Annotated in this window: 13 protein-coding genes; 9 read left to right on the forward strand and 4 right to left on the reverse strand. The window is 72.1% G+C overall.

Annotation, left to right across the window (positions count from 1 at the left end; translation table 11 throughout):
* Positions 1-23 precede the first annotated feature (23 nt).
* The 7 genes from AB0I28_RS11955 to AB0I28_RS11985 are packed head-to-tail and all read left to right on the forward strand — an operon-like array spanning position 24 to position 8,833.
* Positions 24-1,313, forward strand: coding sequence for a sugar ABC transporter substrate-binding protein (locus AB0I28_RS11955; RefSeq protein WP_357492315.1), 1,290 nt, complete (start codon positions 24-26; stop codon positions 1,311-1,313).
* Positions 1,314-1,371: 58 nt separating this feature from the next.
* Complete coding sequence (locus tag AB0I28_RS11960) at positions 1,372-2,529, forward strand: ADP-ribosylglycohydrolase family protein (protein WP_357492317.1); 1,158 nt, start codon at positions 1,372-1,374, stop codon at positions 2,527-2,529.
* Positions 2,530-2,540: 11 nt separating this feature from the next.
* Positions 2,541-3,887, forward strand: coding sequence for an ADP-ribosylglycohydrolase family protein (locus AB0I28_RS11965; protein ID WP_357492319.1), 1,347 nt, complete (start codon positions 2,541-2,543; stop codon positions 3,885-3,887).
* 5 nt (positions 3,888-3,892) lie between these two features.
* Positions 3,893-4,804, forward strand: coding sequence for a ribokinase (locus AB0I28_RS11970; protein WP_357492321.1), 912 nt, complete (start codon positions 3,893-3,895; stop codon positions 4,802-4,804).
* On the forward strand, positions 4,801-6,789 hold the full coding sequence (locus tag AB0I28_RS11975) for an SUMF1/EgtB/PvdO family nonheme iron enzyme (protein ID WP_357492323.1): 1,989 nt from the start codon (positions 4,801-4,803) through the stop codon (positions 6,787-6,789). Before AB0I28_RS11970 ends, AB0I28_RS11975 begins: the two co-directional genes overlap by 4 nt.
* On the forward strand, positions 6,786-7,973 hold the full coding sequence (locus AB0I28_RS11980) for a CoA transferase (RefSeq protein ID WP_357492325.1): 1,188 nt from the start codon (positions 6,786-6,788) through the stop codon (positions 7,971-7,973). The genes AB0I28_RS11975 and AB0I28_RS11980 overlap by 4 nt, the downstream gene beginning before the upstream one ends.
* Positions 7,970-8,833 carry a CoA ester lyase gene (locus tag AB0I28_RS11985; protein WP_357492327.1) on the forward strand — a complete coding sequence of 288 codons (864 nt, stop codon included), beginning with the start codon at positions 7,970-7,972 and terminating at the stop codon, positions 8,831-8,833. Before AB0I28_RS11980 ends, AB0I28_RS11985 begins: the two co-directional genes overlap by 4 nt.
* Before the next feature lie 113 nt (positions 8,834-8,946).
* Here AB0I28_RS11985 and AB0I28_RS11990 read toward each other — a convergent pair whose 3' ends face one another.
* The gene (locus AB0I28_RS11990; RefSeq protein ID WP_357492329.1) at positions 8,947-11,301 is read right to left on the reverse strand and encodes a lamin tail domain-containing protein; all 2,355 of its coding nucleotides are present in this window, start codon (positions 11,299-11,301) and stop codon (positions 8,947-8,949) included.
* A gap of 197 nt (positions 11,302-11,498) precedes the next feature.
* Here AB0I28_RS11990 and AB0I28_RS11995 point away from each other — a divergent pair, with 197 nt between their 5' ends.
* On the forward strand, positions 11,499-11,870 hold the full coding sequence (locus AB0I28_RS11995; protein WP_357492331.1) for a DUF3817 domain-containing protein: 372 nt from the start codon (positions 11,499-11,501) through the stop codon (positions 11,868-11,870).
* Between the two features lie 7 nt (positions 11,871-11,877).
* On the opposite strand, the gene AB0I28_RS12000 is transcribed toward AB0I28_RS11995, so the two are convergent.
* The 3 genes from AB0I28_RS12000 to AB0I28_RS12010 all read right to left on the reverse strand — a co-directional run bounded on the left by AB0I28_RS12000 (position 11,878) and on the right by AB0I28_RS12010 (position 13,923).
* Complete coding sequence (locus tag AB0I28_RS12000) at positions 11,878-12,396, reverse strand: hypothetical protein (RefSeq protein ID WP_357492333.1); 519 nt, start codon at positions 12,394-12,396, stop codon at positions 11,878-11,880.
* Between the two features lie 21 nt (positions 12,397-12,417).
* A complete protein-coding gene (locus AB0I28_RS12005; protein ID WP_357492335.1) occupies positions 12,418-12,834 on the reverse strand; it encodes a hypothetical protein in 417 nt (138 codons plus the stop codon).
* 114 nt (positions 12,835-12,948) lie between these two features.
* Positions 12,949-13,923, reverse strand: a complete 975-nt coding sequence (locus AB0I28_RS12010; RefSeq protein ID WP_357492337.1) for a winged helix-turn-helix domain-containing protein — start codon at positions 13,921-13,923, stop codon at positions 12,949-12,951.
* Between the two features lie 59 nt (positions 13,924-13,982).
* Here AB0I28_RS12010 and AB0I28_RS12015 point away from each other — a divergent pair, with 59 nt between their 5' ends.
* Entirely contained in the window at positions 13,983-14,876 is an 894-nt protein-coding gene (locus AB0I28_RS12015) for a GNAT family N-acetyltransferase (protein WP_357492339.1), read from the forward strand.

Below are 14,876 nucleotides of genomic sequence, written 5' to 3' on the forward strand. Positions count from 1 at the left end.
AAGTGACATCCAAGGAGTTCGCAATGAAGCGCCTCACCCCCCGCAGAGTCGCGGCGGTGGCCCTGGCCGCCACCATGGCGGTCGGTTCGCTGACCGCTTGCGGCAGCGGCGAAGACTCGGCCGACGGCCCCGTCAAGCTGCGGTTCTTGAGCCTCGCCTGGCAGGAAGCCTCGGTCGCGGCCAACCAGAAGCTCGTCAACGACTGGAACGCCGCCCACAGCGACATCCAGATCGAGTACGTACAGGGCAGCTGGGACTCCGTCCACGACCAGCTCCTCACCTCCTTCGAGGGCGGCGACGCGCCCGACATCATCCACTACGAGGCGGCCCTGTCCGGGCAGTTCGCGCAGATGAACTACCTCGCCGACCTCAAGGACCTGGTGCCGGCCGAGCTGAAGGGCGAGATCGGCCAGAACGTCTGGGACACCGTCACCACCCCCGAGGGCGCCGTCTTCGGCGTTCCCTTCCTGCTCGAGTCGCAGGTCGTCATCGCCAACAAGACGCTCCTCGACGAGGCCGGCATCCCCGTGCCGACCACGGACGCGCCCTGGACCTGGGACGAGTTCGCGGCCAACGCCAAGAAGCTGACCGAGGGCGACACCTTCGGCACCGCCTGGCCGCTCAAGCAGCCGGTCAACCGGGTGCTCAACCTCGGCCTCAACTACGACGGCAAGTACTTCCAGAACGCCGACGGCAAGAACTCCGTCGTCTGGGGCGCCGCTGAGCAAGAGGTCCCGCGCCGCATCCACGACATGGTCTACACCGACAAGTCGGCCGCGCCCGACGCCCTCGGCATGGGCGGCACCGACCCGCTGCCGGGCTTCTTCGGCGGCAAGTACGCCATGCTCCCCGGCTCGATCTACCTGCGCCAGCAGATGGTCGAGCAGGCCCCCGAAGGCTTCGAGTGGGTCACCCTCCCGCCGCTTAAGGGCCTGAGCCAGAACCAGGCGGCCAACCCGCAGACCCTGTCGATCTCCGCCCAGTCGGAGCACCAGGAGGAGGCCATGCGGTTCATGGCCGACTTCCTCAACCCCACCAACCAGGCCGAACTGGCCAAGGGCGACTGGCTGATCCCGACCGGCAAGAAGGCCGGCGAGGAACTGGTCGCCTCGACCGGCGGTAAGGACGGCTGGGACGTCGCGGTCGCCAGCGCCAACTCGCTGGTCCTGGCGCCCTTCCAGACCGTCCCGGAGTTCTCCGAGTGGAAGTCCAAGATCGCCACCCCGGCCTTCCAGGAGTACTTCGCCGACACGATCACCCTCGACGAACTCGGCAAGAGACTCGTCGAAGGTGGCGAGGGCATCATCCGATGACCCCCGCACCAACCCGTTCCGTGAGTCAGCCCACCGTCCCCTTTGGAGGGAACGCATCGTGACCACTGCCGTACTGGTGGACAGGTCGACCGGCTGCCTCGTCGGCGCCGCCGTGGGCGATGCCCTCGGCGGCGCCACCGAAGGCGCCCTCCCCGAACAGATCAAGGCCCGCTTCGGCGGATGGGTCGACGGCGTCGTCGGCCCCTTCCACGAGGACTGGCGGACGGCGAGGCCCACCGCGCCGTACCACAAGGGCGACGGTCACATCACCGACGACACCTTGATGACCCACGCGCTGATCCGCGTGTACGCGCACCGCCGCGACCACCTCGACGCCTTCGACATCGCCGACCACCTGGTCCCCGACCTCATCGGCCACCGCGTCTACATCCCCGACATGGAACGCGAGGCGGTCACCCTGCACCGGCTCGCCCTCGCCGAGCGCCACCTCGTCGCCCGCCTGTTCCACGCACACGCCGACCCCCGTGAGGCCGGCGTCGGGAACATCGTCAACTGCGGTGCGGCGATGTACATGGCGCCGGTCGGGATCGTCAACGCCGGCAACCCCGCCGGGGCTTACGTCGAGGCGATCGAGATCGCCGGCGCGCACCAGGCCAGCTACGGGCGCGAGGCCGCCGGCGTGTTCGCCGCCGCCGTCGCCGAGGCCATGACACCCGGCGCCGACGCCGAGTCCGTCGTCGCCGCGGCCCTCTCGGTCGCCAAGGACGGCACCCGCGCGGCCATCGAGGCCGTCCGCGACGCCGTGCGCGGCAAGAACGACTGCCTCGCCTCCATCGACGACCTGCGCCGGGCCATCGCGCCCTTCGACACCGTCGGCGAGGAGTACCGCAACCCCGGCCTCGGCGCCCGCCGCCCCAGCCGGCTGCACACCATCGAGGAACTTCCCGCCGCACTCGGGATGCTCCTGATCGCCGACGGCGACTACGCCAAGGCCGTCCTCGGATCGGTCAACTACGGCCGCGACGCCGACTCGACCGCGACGATGGCCGGCGCCATCGCCGGCGCCCTGGGCGGTGCCAAGGCCGTTCCCGGCGACTGGTCCGACAAGGTCGCCGCCGCCAGCCGGGTCGACCTCGTCGCACCCGCGGTCACGCTCGCCGAGGTCGCCGGGGAGATCTTCGCCGCCGACGAGCGCCGCTGGCGTGAGCGCGCGGGCCGTTTCGCGGCGCTGGCCGACACGGTGGGGGAGCGTTGAGGATCACCTGGGTGCAGCCCGAGGACCTGGTACCGCACGAACTGATCGCGGCCAGGCTCGAAGGCAGACCGGTCGACGACATCGAGCGGCGCTGGCTCGACGCGGGTGGCGCGGGCGCGCCGCCCGCCAAGGGCGCCTCACCCGAGCAGGCGGGCGAGGACCTGCGGGCCCTCGCCCACCGGCTGCTCGACGAGCTCGACGCGCTGCCGGGCCCCGACCCGGCGGCCGAGCCCGCCGACCTCGACGGGGTCCGGGCGCACTGGCCCGCCACGTGGGGCCTGCCCGGTGTGCCGGACACCGAGGCGCTGCGCGAGCGGCTCCACGGTGCCTGGCTCGGCCGCGCGGCCGGCTGCGTGCTCGGCAAACCCGTCGAGGGGCTGCCGCGCGAGGGGATCGCCGAGATCCTCCACTCGACCGGCACCTGGCCGCTGAGCGGGTACTTCACCGCGCGTGGACTCGCCGACGACGTCGCCGCCCGGCGCCCGTGGAACCGTCGCAGCAAAGCGACCAGCCTCGTCGAGAACATCGACGGGATGCCCGAGGACGACGACCTCAACTACCCGCTGATGGCCCTGCTGCTCCTCGAACAGCACGGCGCCGATCTGACGAGCGAGCACGTCGCCGCCTCCTGGCTCGACCTGCTCCCCGCCGGGCGGACCTTCACCGCCGAACGGGTCGCCTACCGCAACCTGCTCCTCGGTCTCGTCCCGCCGGTGACCGCGACCCGCCACAACCCCTTCCGGGAATGGATCGGCGCGCAGATCCGCACCGACCTATACGGCTGGGCGCACCCCGGCGACGTGGCCCTCGCCGCCGAACTCGCCCACCGCGACGCCGTCGTCAGCCACGTCCGCAACGGTGTCTACGGCGCCATGTTCGCCGCGGCCATGGGCGCGGCGGCCGTCGTCGCGTCCCGTGTGGACGAGGTACTCGATGCCGGGATCGCCGTCCTGCCACCGGAGAGCCGCATCGCCGGCGCCGTACGGGAGGCGCGCGAGCTGGCCGCGTCGGAGAAGGACTGGGAGCGCGTCCTCGACGTGCTTCACGAGCGGCACGGTCACCTGCACTGGGTGCACGTCGTCAACAACGCCGCCTTGGCCACCGCCGCGCTGGTGCACGGCGAGGGCGATTTCGCGCGCACCATCACCGCGGTGGTCACCGGTGGCTGGGACACCGACTCCAACGGAGCCACCGTCGGCGGGATCATCGGCGCGCTCACCGGCGCCTCCGCGCTGCCCCGCGAGTGGACCCGACCCCTGCGCAACCGGCTGGCGACCTCGATCCCCGGCCTTGACGGGATCGGCTTCGACACGCTCGCCGCACGGACGCTCGCGCTGGTACCGGGCAGGGCAGAGTGAGGCGCATGAGCCTTGAAGTGACCGTGGTCGGCAGCGTCAACATGGACCTCGTCGCCACCACCCCGACCCTGCCCGCTCCCGGCGAGACGGTGCTGGGACACGGCTTCAGCACCGTTCCGGGCGGCAAGGGGGCCAACCAGGCCGTCGCCGCCGCGCGGGCCGGGGGCCGCACGGCCTTCATCGGCGCGGTCGGCTCCGACGGGTTCGGCACCGAGCTGCGCTCGGCCCTCGAACTCTCCGGCGTCGACATCGACGGCCTGCGAACGGTTCCCGGTCCGTCCGGAGTGGCGCTGATCGCCGTCGACGACGCCGGTGAGAACAGCATCGTGGTCGCGCCGGGCGCCAACGGCGAACTGCGGAACCTGACCGTCGAGGACCGCGGCCGCATCGCCGCCGCCTCCGTCCTGGTGTGTCAGCTGGAGGTTCCGCTGCTCGCGGTGCTGGAGGCCGCGCGGGCGGCACGCGAGGCCGGAACCCGCGTGGTGCTCAACGCCGCGCCCGCCCGCGAACTGCCGGCGGAGCTCCTGTCCCTTGTGGACCTCCTGGTGGTCAACGAGGGAGAGGCCCGCACGCTGGCCGACACCGAGGCCACCGACCCCGGATCACTGATCGACGCGCTCGTGCGGGTGGTTCCGCACGTCGTGCTCACCTTGGGCGGAGCCGGGTCGGTGTACGGCGACCGCGGCGGTCGTCGTGAGACCGTCGCCGCGCCTAAGGTGACGGTGGTGGACACCACCGCCGCCGGTGACTCCTTCACCGGCGCGCTCGCGGTCGCCTGGGCGGAAGGCCGCGACCTGCCCGAGGCCTGTCGCTGGGCCAGTGCCGCCGGAGGCGTGACCGTCCAGCGGCCCGGCGCCACGAGCGCCCTGCCCGGCCGAGCCGAGATCGACGACTTGTACGAGGTGACCTACCCGTGAGTTTCAACCCCTACGTCCCGAGGCCGATCGACAAGCCCGCGGACGTGCCCCTCGACGGCGCCGACCTGCGCGTACTCGACGACGCGAAGATCTTCGCCGCGCCGGACGATCCGGCCGAGTGGCCGGCCTGGCGGGCGGCGCTGAGCCGGTGGCGGACCGACGCCGTCGAGCGCATCGCCTATGACGACGAGCTCTACGCGCGGCCCGAGTTCGACTGGGTGGCCACCAACTACGTCGTGTGCCTGGCGTGGCTGTGGGACGAGCTGCTCTACGACCACGCGACCGGGCGCTTCACCCCCGAGCGGTTCCTGGAGGTCGCCCAGCGCGACTTCGGCGGCTTCGACGGCGTCGTGCTGTGGCACGCCTATCCCGTCATCGGCCTCGACGACCGCAACCAGTTCGACTTCTACCGGCAGGTGCCCGAGCTGCCCGGTCTGGTCGCGGCCTTCCAGGCACGCGGTGTGCGGGTCTTCGTCGACTACAACCCCTGGGATGTGGGCACCCGGCGCGAAGCGGTCGACGACATCGCCGCGGTCGCCCAGATCGTGGAGTGGCTGGGCGTCGACGGTGTCTTCCTCGACACGATGAAGGAGGGCGGCACGGTCCTGCGCGAGGCCCTCGACGCCGTTCGGCCCGGAGTCGCGCTGGAGGGCGAGTCGCGGTTGCCGCTGGAGCGGGTCTGCGACCACCCGATGTCGTGGGCGCAGTGGTTCGCCGACAGCGAGGTCCCGGGCGTGCTGCGGTCGCGCTGGTTCGAGCCCCGCCACATGCCGCACCACACCCGCCGCTGGCATCGCGACCACTCCGGCGAGCTGCACTCGGCGTGGCTCAACGGCGCCGGGATGCTGGTCTGGGAGAGCGTCTTCGGTTCCTGGGTCGGCTGGAACGACCGGGACAAGGGCCTGCTGCGCGCCATGCGCCGCGTCTGGAACGGTTACGCCGCGTGGCTTCGCGACGGCGGCTGGACGCCGCTGGCCGACCATCCCGGTGAGGGGGTCTCGGTGTACGCGTCGCGCTGGGATCACCTCGACACGCCACTGTGGACGGTCGCCAATCCCGGCCCGGCCCACGACGGACCCTGGCTGGTCACCGACGAGCGCCCCGGCCACCGCTGGTTCGAGTTGACCACCGGGACCGAGCTGACGCCGAAGACCCTCGACGACGGGCGCATCGCCGTCGGCGGCCCGATCGCCGAGGGCGGTGTCGCCGCCGTGCTGGCCAGCCCGGTGCCGGTGATCCTGCCCGTCCACGAGCCCGGACCGCTCGACACGACCTACCCCCGACGCTCGGCGGTCCGCACGCCGGCGCCCCAGGCCGCACGCGATTCCGTCCCCAATGGAATGTCCGTTGTGGATGGAGGTCCGCGCGAACTGACGGTCCGCTACCGTCTGCGCGAGACCGGCCTCTACGGCGAGGTCCCCTACGTCGACGAGTGGAAGCCGCTTCCCCCGCGCCTGCACAACACCCACAGCCTCATCCGCCCGGTGACGCTGACGCGTTACGCGATCTCGGCCCGCGAGGTGACCAACGCCGAGTTCGCCGAGTTCATCGCCGACTCCGGCCATCGCCCCGCCCGTGCCGAACGCCTCCTCGACCACTGGTCCGACGGCCGCCCGCCCGCCGGAAGGGAACACGACCCGGTCACCCACGTCGATCTCGACGACGCCCGCGCCTACGCGGCCTGGGCCGGCCTGCGCCTGCCCACCGAGGACGAATGGCAGGCCGCCGCCGAGGACGGGCTCCTCGACCAGCACGGTCCGCGCGTGTGGAACTGGACCGAGAGCGAGCACACCGACGGCCGCACTCGCTTCACCATCCTCAAAGGCGGAAGCGACTACGCCGCCGGCGGCTCCGACTGGTACCTCGACGGAGGTCCGCAGCCACCCGAGGTGAGCGTGAAGTTCCTGGTCCCCGGCGCCGGGCTGGCCCGCTCGTCCTCGATCGGCTTCCGCTGCGCCGCCGACCTCTCCGGGGAGGAGAAGTGATCGGCGCGCTCGACGGCGTCCGCGTCATCGAGCTGGCCACCCTCTTCGCCGGGCCGATGGCCGGGGCGACGCTCGCCGACTTCGGCGCCGACGTCGTCAAGGTCGAGCACCCCCGCAAGCCCGATCCCTCTCGCGGCCACGGCCCGAGCAAGGACGGGGTCGGCCTGTGGTGGAAGGTGCTGGGACGCAACAAGCGCGCCATCACCCTCGATCTGTCCACACCGGACGGACGCGACGTGCTGCTGCGCATGGCGGCCGAGGCCGACGTCATCATCGAGAACTTCCGTCCCGGCACCCTGGAACGCTGGGGGCTGGGCTACGAGGAGCTGTCGAAGGCCAACCCCGGGCTGATCCTCACCCGGGTCACCGGTTTCGGCCAGTTCGGGCCCTACTCCGCGCGTCCCGGCTTCGGGACGCTCGCCGAGGCGATGAGCGGGTTCGCCGCCGCCACCGGCGAACCGGGCGGCCCGCCGACCCTTCCTCCGTTCGGGCTCGCCGACGGGATCGCCGCGCTGTCGACGGCGCTGGCCACCTCGCTGGCCCTCAACACCAGGAACGCCACCGGGCGCGGGCAGGTCGTCGACCTGGCGATCATCGAGCCGATCATGGCGCTGCTCGGGCCGCAGATCACCTGGTACACGCAGCTGGGCTACGTCCAGCCTCGCACCGGGAACCGGTCGAGCAACAACGCGCCGCGCAACACCTACCAGACCGCCGACGGCCGCTGGCTCGCCGTGTCGACGAGCGCGCAGAGCATCGCCGAGCGCGTCGTCAAGCTCGTCGGGCGGCCCGACTTCGTCGACGAGGAGTGGTTCGCCACCGGCAGCGGCCGGGCCGCGCACGCCGACGAACTCGACGAGGCCGTCTCGGCGTGGGTCGCCGAGCGCCCGGCGAGCGAGGTCGTCGCGGCCTTCGAGGACGCGCAGGCCGCGGTGGCGCCGGTGTACGAGATCCCCGACATCATCGCCGATCCGCAGTTCCAGGCACTCGGCACCGTCCACAGTGTTCCCGACCCCGAACTCGGCGAGGTCGCCATGCAGAACGTGCTGTTCCGCATGTCGGGCACGCCCGGCGAGATCCGCTTCGCCGGCCGCCCGCACGGCGCCGACACCGACGAGGTCCTCGGCGAGCTGGGCCTGTCGGGCGAGGAGATCGCCGGGCTGCGGGAGAGGGGCGCGATATGAGCGAGCCGCTGACCCTGCTGTACGTCCCGGGGGACCGGCCCGACCGCTTCGACAAGGCCCTCGCGTCGGGAGCCGACGCGGTGATCCTCGACTTGGAGGACGCCGTCGCGGCGCCCAACAAGGCCGCCGCCCGCGAGGCCGCCGCTGCCTATCTCGCCAAGCCGCGCGCGGTGCCGATCCAGGTGCGCGTGAACGACCTGACCGGCCCCGACGTCGGGGCCGACCTCGCCGCCGTCGCCAACGCGCGCGGCCTGACGGGACTGCGCCTCCCGAAGGTCCAGTCGGGCGGGCAGGTTTGCGAGCTGGCGGCCCGCGTCGCGGAGCTGACCGTCCGCGAGCCCGAGCTGCACTGCCTCATCGAGTCGGCGTCCGGCGTCGAGGCGGCCCACGAGATCGCCACCGCCCATCCCTGGGTGCGATCCATCGGCCTCGGCGAGGCCGACCTGTCGGCGGACCTGAACGTCGCCGATGAGGCGGGACTGGTCTACGCCCGCAGCCGGATCGTCGTGGCGGCGAGGGCGGCGGGACTCGCGCCGCCGGCGATGTCGGCGTTCACGAATGTGTCCGACATGGACGGTCTGGCGGTTTCCTGTGTGCGCGGCCGCGCCCTTGGCTTCCTCGGCCGCACCGCGATCCACCCCAAACAGCTGGCGGTCATCGCGGAGGCCTTTCGGCCGGCCGATCCCGAGGTCGAGAAGGCGCGCGTGCTGCTGTCGGCGATGGCCGGCGCCGACGCTCGGGGGTCCGGAACGGTGGTACTGGCCGACGGCCGCTTCGCCGACCGCGCGATGATCGCCGCCGCCGAGCGGACGGTGGCGCTGGCGGAGAGGTTCGGTGCGGTGCCGCGTCCCCGAGTCTAGGAACACCGGTTTTCCACAGGTGGCTTCCACGCTGCGGGATGAGCGGACCAGCGGCAGAGTGATCGCCCATGTGCGAAGCGGGCGCCCGCCGTCCCGGCGAGCGCCCGCCCACGCTAGATCTTCAACCGCACGACCTGCGGATCATGGTCGCTCAGCTGCCCCGCGAACTCCGCGTTGGTGTGCACCACGTCGTACGCATACCCCGCGCTCACCAGCGACGGCGAGATCAGGATGTGGTCGAGGACCTGCGAGTTGCCCTCGAAGACGTAGGTGTACCGCTCGGCCTCCGGCAGCGCCGCCGGGAGGTCCTTCATGCCGACCGCGGTCAACTTGGCGACAGTGGCCGAGAAATCGAAGTCGTTGAGATCCCCCGCCACCACGACCCGCGCGTTCGTGTCGATCGCGCGGACCTGCGCGATGAAGTTGGCGACGAGCTGCGCCTGCTGGTTGCGCTGGGTCTCACTGCTGCGCTTCGGCGGCTGGACGCGACCGAACAGCGGGTCGTCGCCGCCCTTGGAGTTGAAGTGGTTGGCGATGACGAACAAGGGCTTGCCGTTCACGGTGAACTTCCCGACCAGCGGCTTGCGGCTGGCGTTGAAGGCCGCGTTCGACGGGCTGATCCGGCCCGGGTTGACGTTCAGCGCGACCGGGTCGGCGGCGTTCCCGCTCGCCGAAGCGGCGACGGCCGTCGCCGCTGCGCCCGGGGTCCCGCCGGTGAACTGCACCTTGTCGGTGCGGAACAGGAAACCGACGCGGATGTTCCCGCCCGGCTCGCCGCCGTCGGCGTTGTTCACCGGGTCGACACTGCGCCAGTCGTAGGCCGGACCACCGGCGGCCGTGATCGCCGCGATGAGCTTGGCGAAGGTCTGGCCGGCGGTGACCACACCGGTGTCGGAGGCACCGTTGTCGTCCTGGATCTCCTCGACGGCGATGATGCCGGGCGCGGCGAGGCTGGTGACGATCTGCCGCGCGAGCCCGTCGAACTTGCTCTGCGGATCGGTCGGGTCGAGGTTCTCGACGTTGAACGCCGCGACCGAGACCTCACCGGTGCCCGCCGCCGCCGTGGTCTCGGCGGTGAGCCCGCCCGCGACGCGCGTGAGCGCCCCGGTCAGCTCCAGCTTGAAGTTGCCGAAGGCGTAATCGAGCACGCCGACGGCCGGGCCGGAGAAGTGGTCGCCGACGTTGACGCCGGCCGGCGTCGAAGCGGCCAGGACCGCGTCGTCGAGGATGACCCGCTCGGGGTTGAAGTCGGCCGAGCGGATCGCGATGCCCTTGCGGGTCGTGCGCACCGAGGCGCCGGCGCCGTCGTCGGCGAGGACGGGGATCTCGCCGAAGGACGTGCTCGGGCCGGTGGCCACGGGGTTGTTCACCTGCACCCGCATGCCCTCAAGCGACTCGTAGAAGTCGATGCCGTCGGTGGCCGCGTCGAAGGTGCCGGAGACTTCGACGTCGCCGCTGGCGTCATCATCGATCACGGCGGCCGGTGGGACGCGCCCGCCGGTGCCCACGACCGTCGCGGCCGGAAGCGCCCGCGTACCGAGCTTGGTGACCGTCGGTGCGGTCAGCTCGGTGGTGGCCAGGTTCGTCGTCGCCGTCCCGCCGGGGCGGAACTCGGTGACGGTGGCCTTCACCGCGACCTCGTCGCCGACGGTCACCGACGGAGCCGACGAGGTGTAGACGAGCACGCCCTCCGAGGTCTCCGGATCGCCGTCGGCGCAGGGGTCCTGGAACCAGAAGCCGGTCGACGACACGGCGGTGACGACACCGCGCACGTCGTTGACGGCCGAGCCGGCCATCGGTGACTTGTGCGCCGCGCCCTGGATCTGCCGGATCCGTGTCGACGGGTAGGCGCAGGTACCTCCGCCGCCGCCACTGCCCGAGGTGTTCTGCGGACTCGGCGCGCCGGCGGCGAAGTCGGCGCCGTTGTCGTCACCGTCGGCGGCGACGTTCGTGCGCGCCACCGAGGTCGTGTTCGAACCCGCGGGGGCGGCCGAGCCCTCATAGTCGTTGGCGCCGCCGAAGCCGACGAAGTCGCGTACGCCCGCGGCCGTGTCGCAGTTCGAGCCGCAGCCCAGCGCCGCCGTCGAGGTCACCAGCGCGACCTTCCCGGTCGTCGCCGACAGGTTCAGGCTCCCCGACGCGTCGGCGGCCGGCAGCGCCGACCCGGCACCGCTCGTGCCGCCCGCGAGGCGCACCAGGTAGCGTCCGCCGGCGGCGATCGACCCGCTCAGCGCGGCCGCCGACCAGCTCGTCCCCGAGGCCGACGCGTACTGCACCGACCAGCCCGCCAGGCTCACCGGCGAACCGCCCCGGTTGTGCAGCTCGACGTAGTCGTTGGCGAAGGGGGCGCCGCTGTTGCCGCCACCTCCGTAGACCTCGGCGATCACCACGTCGGGCGTCGCCGCCGCCGCGCTCCCCGGCAGCGCCAGCAGCGCCGCACCGAGGGTCGCGGTTAAGAAAGTCGCCATGCGGCGACCGGAATTGCGCATGTTCTCCTCCAGATCGGATGGACTGCGGGCATCCTAGCGACGCCGGCCTACCGGTGGGTAACATCCCGGTCCCGGCGACGGAATGACCCACCTCATGCCCGCACCGCGCGCCTCGGGCGCACCGAACACCGTTCGGTACCCTCACCCGACGGTCCGGACACCACGAAAGGCGCCCGATGAGCACGAACGCAACGCCGCCCGCCCGCGAGCCACTGGTGCGCTGGTTCACCGTGATCGCCGTCGTCGAGGCCGTCACCTGGGCCGGACTGCTGACCGGCATGTACTTCAAGTACATCCCCGAGTCCACCACCGAGATCGGCGTGAAGATCTTCGGGCCGATCCACGGCGCCGCCTTCGTGGCCTACGGCGTCATCACGCTGCTCACCGCGCTCAAACTGCGCTGGCGACTGTTCTCCTGGACGACCTTCTTCGCGCTCGCCGCCTCGATTCCCCCGTTCTTCACCGTGCTGTTCGAGCTGTGGGCGCGCCGGACCGGACGTCTGACGGTGCGCGCCGAGCCCGCCGAAAGGGAGCGGGTCGGGGTCTGAACGGCCCTCAGAACAGGCTCGCGCCGCGTGAGGCCGGGAAGCTGAAGTAGACCAGGAACAACGCCAGCGCGATCCCGAGCACGACTCCGAAGACCCGGCCTCGCCACGGGCGAAACAGCAGGTAGCAGATCTCGGCCGCGCAGATCAGCGAGAACCCGAGCCAGTACTGGACGTAGCCGTCGCCGCCCTCGCGGCGCATCTGCTCGGTGATCAGCTCGCTGTTGTCGATCAGCGAGTCGGCGACCGCCAGCAGCCCCGCGCCGAGCAGGAACGGCACGCAGACCGTCACCGAGGCCGCCACCAGGATGCCGAAGGAGCCCAGGTCGTCCCGGAATCGTCGCGCCGAGGCGAATTCGGCGGAGTCGGCGGCCAGGATGGAGACGTGGCGGTCGCCGGAACCCGGTGCCGACGGCTCGGCCGCCGCGGGCTCGGTCCGGTTGCGCGCCTTCTGGTACAGGTGGGCCAGCATCGCGAAGATGAAGCTCGCGAGCAGGTTGATCGCGAGGTCCCGCAGGGTCTGGAGCATTGAGGCCGCCTTCGGTCCAGGTCAGCCGCGCGCGACCGTCGCGCCGGGGTCGTGCCGCCGGAAGGCGTCCAGGATCTTGTCGACCACCTTGTTCGCGTGGCGGCCCTCGGCGAACCCGTACGGGGCCAGCACGGCGACCTCGCGGTGCGCCTGCCGGTCCCACACGTACATGTGCACCGACGTCATGCTCGTGGTCATGCCGAACTGCTTGGGGACCCGCACACCCAGGGTGAAGTCGGGCTCGTCGGCGCCGTCGAGGCGCGGGAAAGCCGAGTGGTCCTGGGGAGTGAAGAACCCCGTGTCGTTGCCGGCGGCCTGCTCCCGCATCCCGCCCACCAGCGTTCCGAAGCCTCGCGTGCGGGCGGCGCCGTCCCGGAAGGCCGCCGCGCACTGCTTGAGCGACAGGCCGGTCCGGACGGAAACGTCGACTTGGCCCATGAGGGCACCTCGATCCGGTCGGGGAGCGGCCCGCGCGAGGGGCCGACGGAGTCTCAACCATCGCTCGCCCTCGCGGCCTTCCCATGCCCGTGAGGGCATCCCTTCGGGTAGGCGTCAGGCGCCCAGGACCTTCAGCAACCTCTCTCCCCTCTCCGTCAGTGCGTACACGACGCTCCGCCCCGCCCTCGCCCCCGCGATCACGCCACTCTCGCGCAGCACCGCCACGTGTGCGCTCACCGTCCCCAGCGACAGTTCCAGCGACCTCGCGAGCTGGCTGCTCGTCGCGGGCCTGGTCAGCTCGCGCATGATACGCGCGCGGCCGGCGCCGAGGAGGCCGGAGAGGGGGTCGGGGCCGCAATGGTCGACCTCGGCGGCGGGGCCACGCGCGGGGTAGACCAGCGCGAAATGCGGGGGCCGCTCGCAGGTCCACGAACCGCTGTCGGCGGTGTGCGGCACGAAGATCAGCCCTTCCCCGGAGATGTGCCGATCGGGCCAGGCCTGGTCGCTGAAGCGAATGGCGTCCTCGCCGATCCAGGTCGACCGCCGGGTCATGCCCTCGACGGCCTGCCGCCACCCGAAGGCGGCGAGGATCCCGGCCCGGTGCATCACGTCGCGTTCGAGGATGGCCCGGCGGCGCGGCCAGTCGGGCGCGACGAAACGCGTCCACCCGTCCTCGACGATGCCGGCGACACGCGGGGCGAGGCCGTCGGCGTCGAGCCAGGCGGTGGTCTGCGGGCCGTGGGCGGCGGCGAGCGCGTCGGCGACGGTGGCGCGGACGGTGGTGTCGTCGTGCGCGGCGACGGCGGCGAGTTCGTCGGCGAGGCGTGTGCGCATGCCGCCGGTGGGCGGGGGTGTGACGGTGTCGGGCAGCCATTTCGTCGCCGAGATCAGCGACAGGAGGCCCGCCGCGACGTCGTCGGCGGCGATCCAGTCGAGGTATGCGGGACGGTTGCGGGCGTGCCAGTCCGCCAGCCACGGCGGGGGAGTGGGCCGGTGCAGCGCCATGAGGGCGCTGAGGGTCTCGGCGAGCGGTGAGATCGCGAAGCGGGAGCGGGAGAGGGCGGCGGGGCCGAGCCGGAGAAGAGTCATGGTTGCGCCTTTCGGCGTAAGGATAGCTTTCGGCGGACGGGCCGGGCACACTTCGCCGCATGATCACCCTCGACGGCTACACATCTCGCCCCGCCGGCTCCGCCGACGTCCCCGCCATTCACGCGCTGGTCGTCGACTGCGAGCGCGTGCTGCACGGCCGGGCCGAGACGGACGCGGAGGCGATCGCCGCCGACCTCGCCCGCCCGGGCCTCGACCCGGCGCTCGACACCATGCTCGTCTTCGCCGACGACGGGTCCTTGGCCGCCCGTGCGTGGGTCGACCGCAGGTCCGAAGTGGACGTCCACCCCGGACACCGGGGCCGGGGGATCGGGAGCTCCCTGCTCGCATGGGTGGAGGCGGGGGCGCGGCGTTCGGGCACCGCGCGAGTGGCGCAGACCGTCCCGGACGCCGACCACGCGGCCGTCGCCCTGATGCGCGCGGCCGGCTTCGAGCCGGTGGTCACCGCCTGGTTGCTGGAGATCGCCCTGCCCGCCGAGGCCGCGCCACCGCCGCCCGACGGCGTCACGATCCGCATGTTCCGCACCGGGGACGAACACGACGCCCACCGGGTCAGTGAGGACGCCTTCGACGAGTGGCAGGAACGCCGCAAGGGCTACGAGGAGTGGGCCGCGCTCACCGTAGGGCGCTCGACCTTCGCCCCCGACACCTCGCCGGTCGCCTTCGCCGGCGGCGAGATGGTCGGCGCGGTGCTGTCCCTCGACGAGCCCGACTCGCCCGACGGCTACATCGAACGGGTCGCCGTCCGCCGCGACCACCGGGGCCGCGGCATCGCCAGATCCCTGCTGCGGCAGGCGTTCGCCGGATTCGCGGAGCGAGGACGCGGCACCTGCACCCTCTGGACGCACTCCGACACCGGCGCGCTGTCGCTCTACGAGCGCGTGGGGATGTCGGTCCGGCGCGGCTCGACGGTCTACCGGAAGGAACTGCCCTGA

Origin of the sequence: Phytomonospora sp. NPDC050363 (genome assembly GCF_040655735.1) — a bacterium.
Lineage (GTDB): Bacteria > Actinomycetota > Actinomycetes > Mycobacteriales > Micromonosporaceae > Phytomonospora.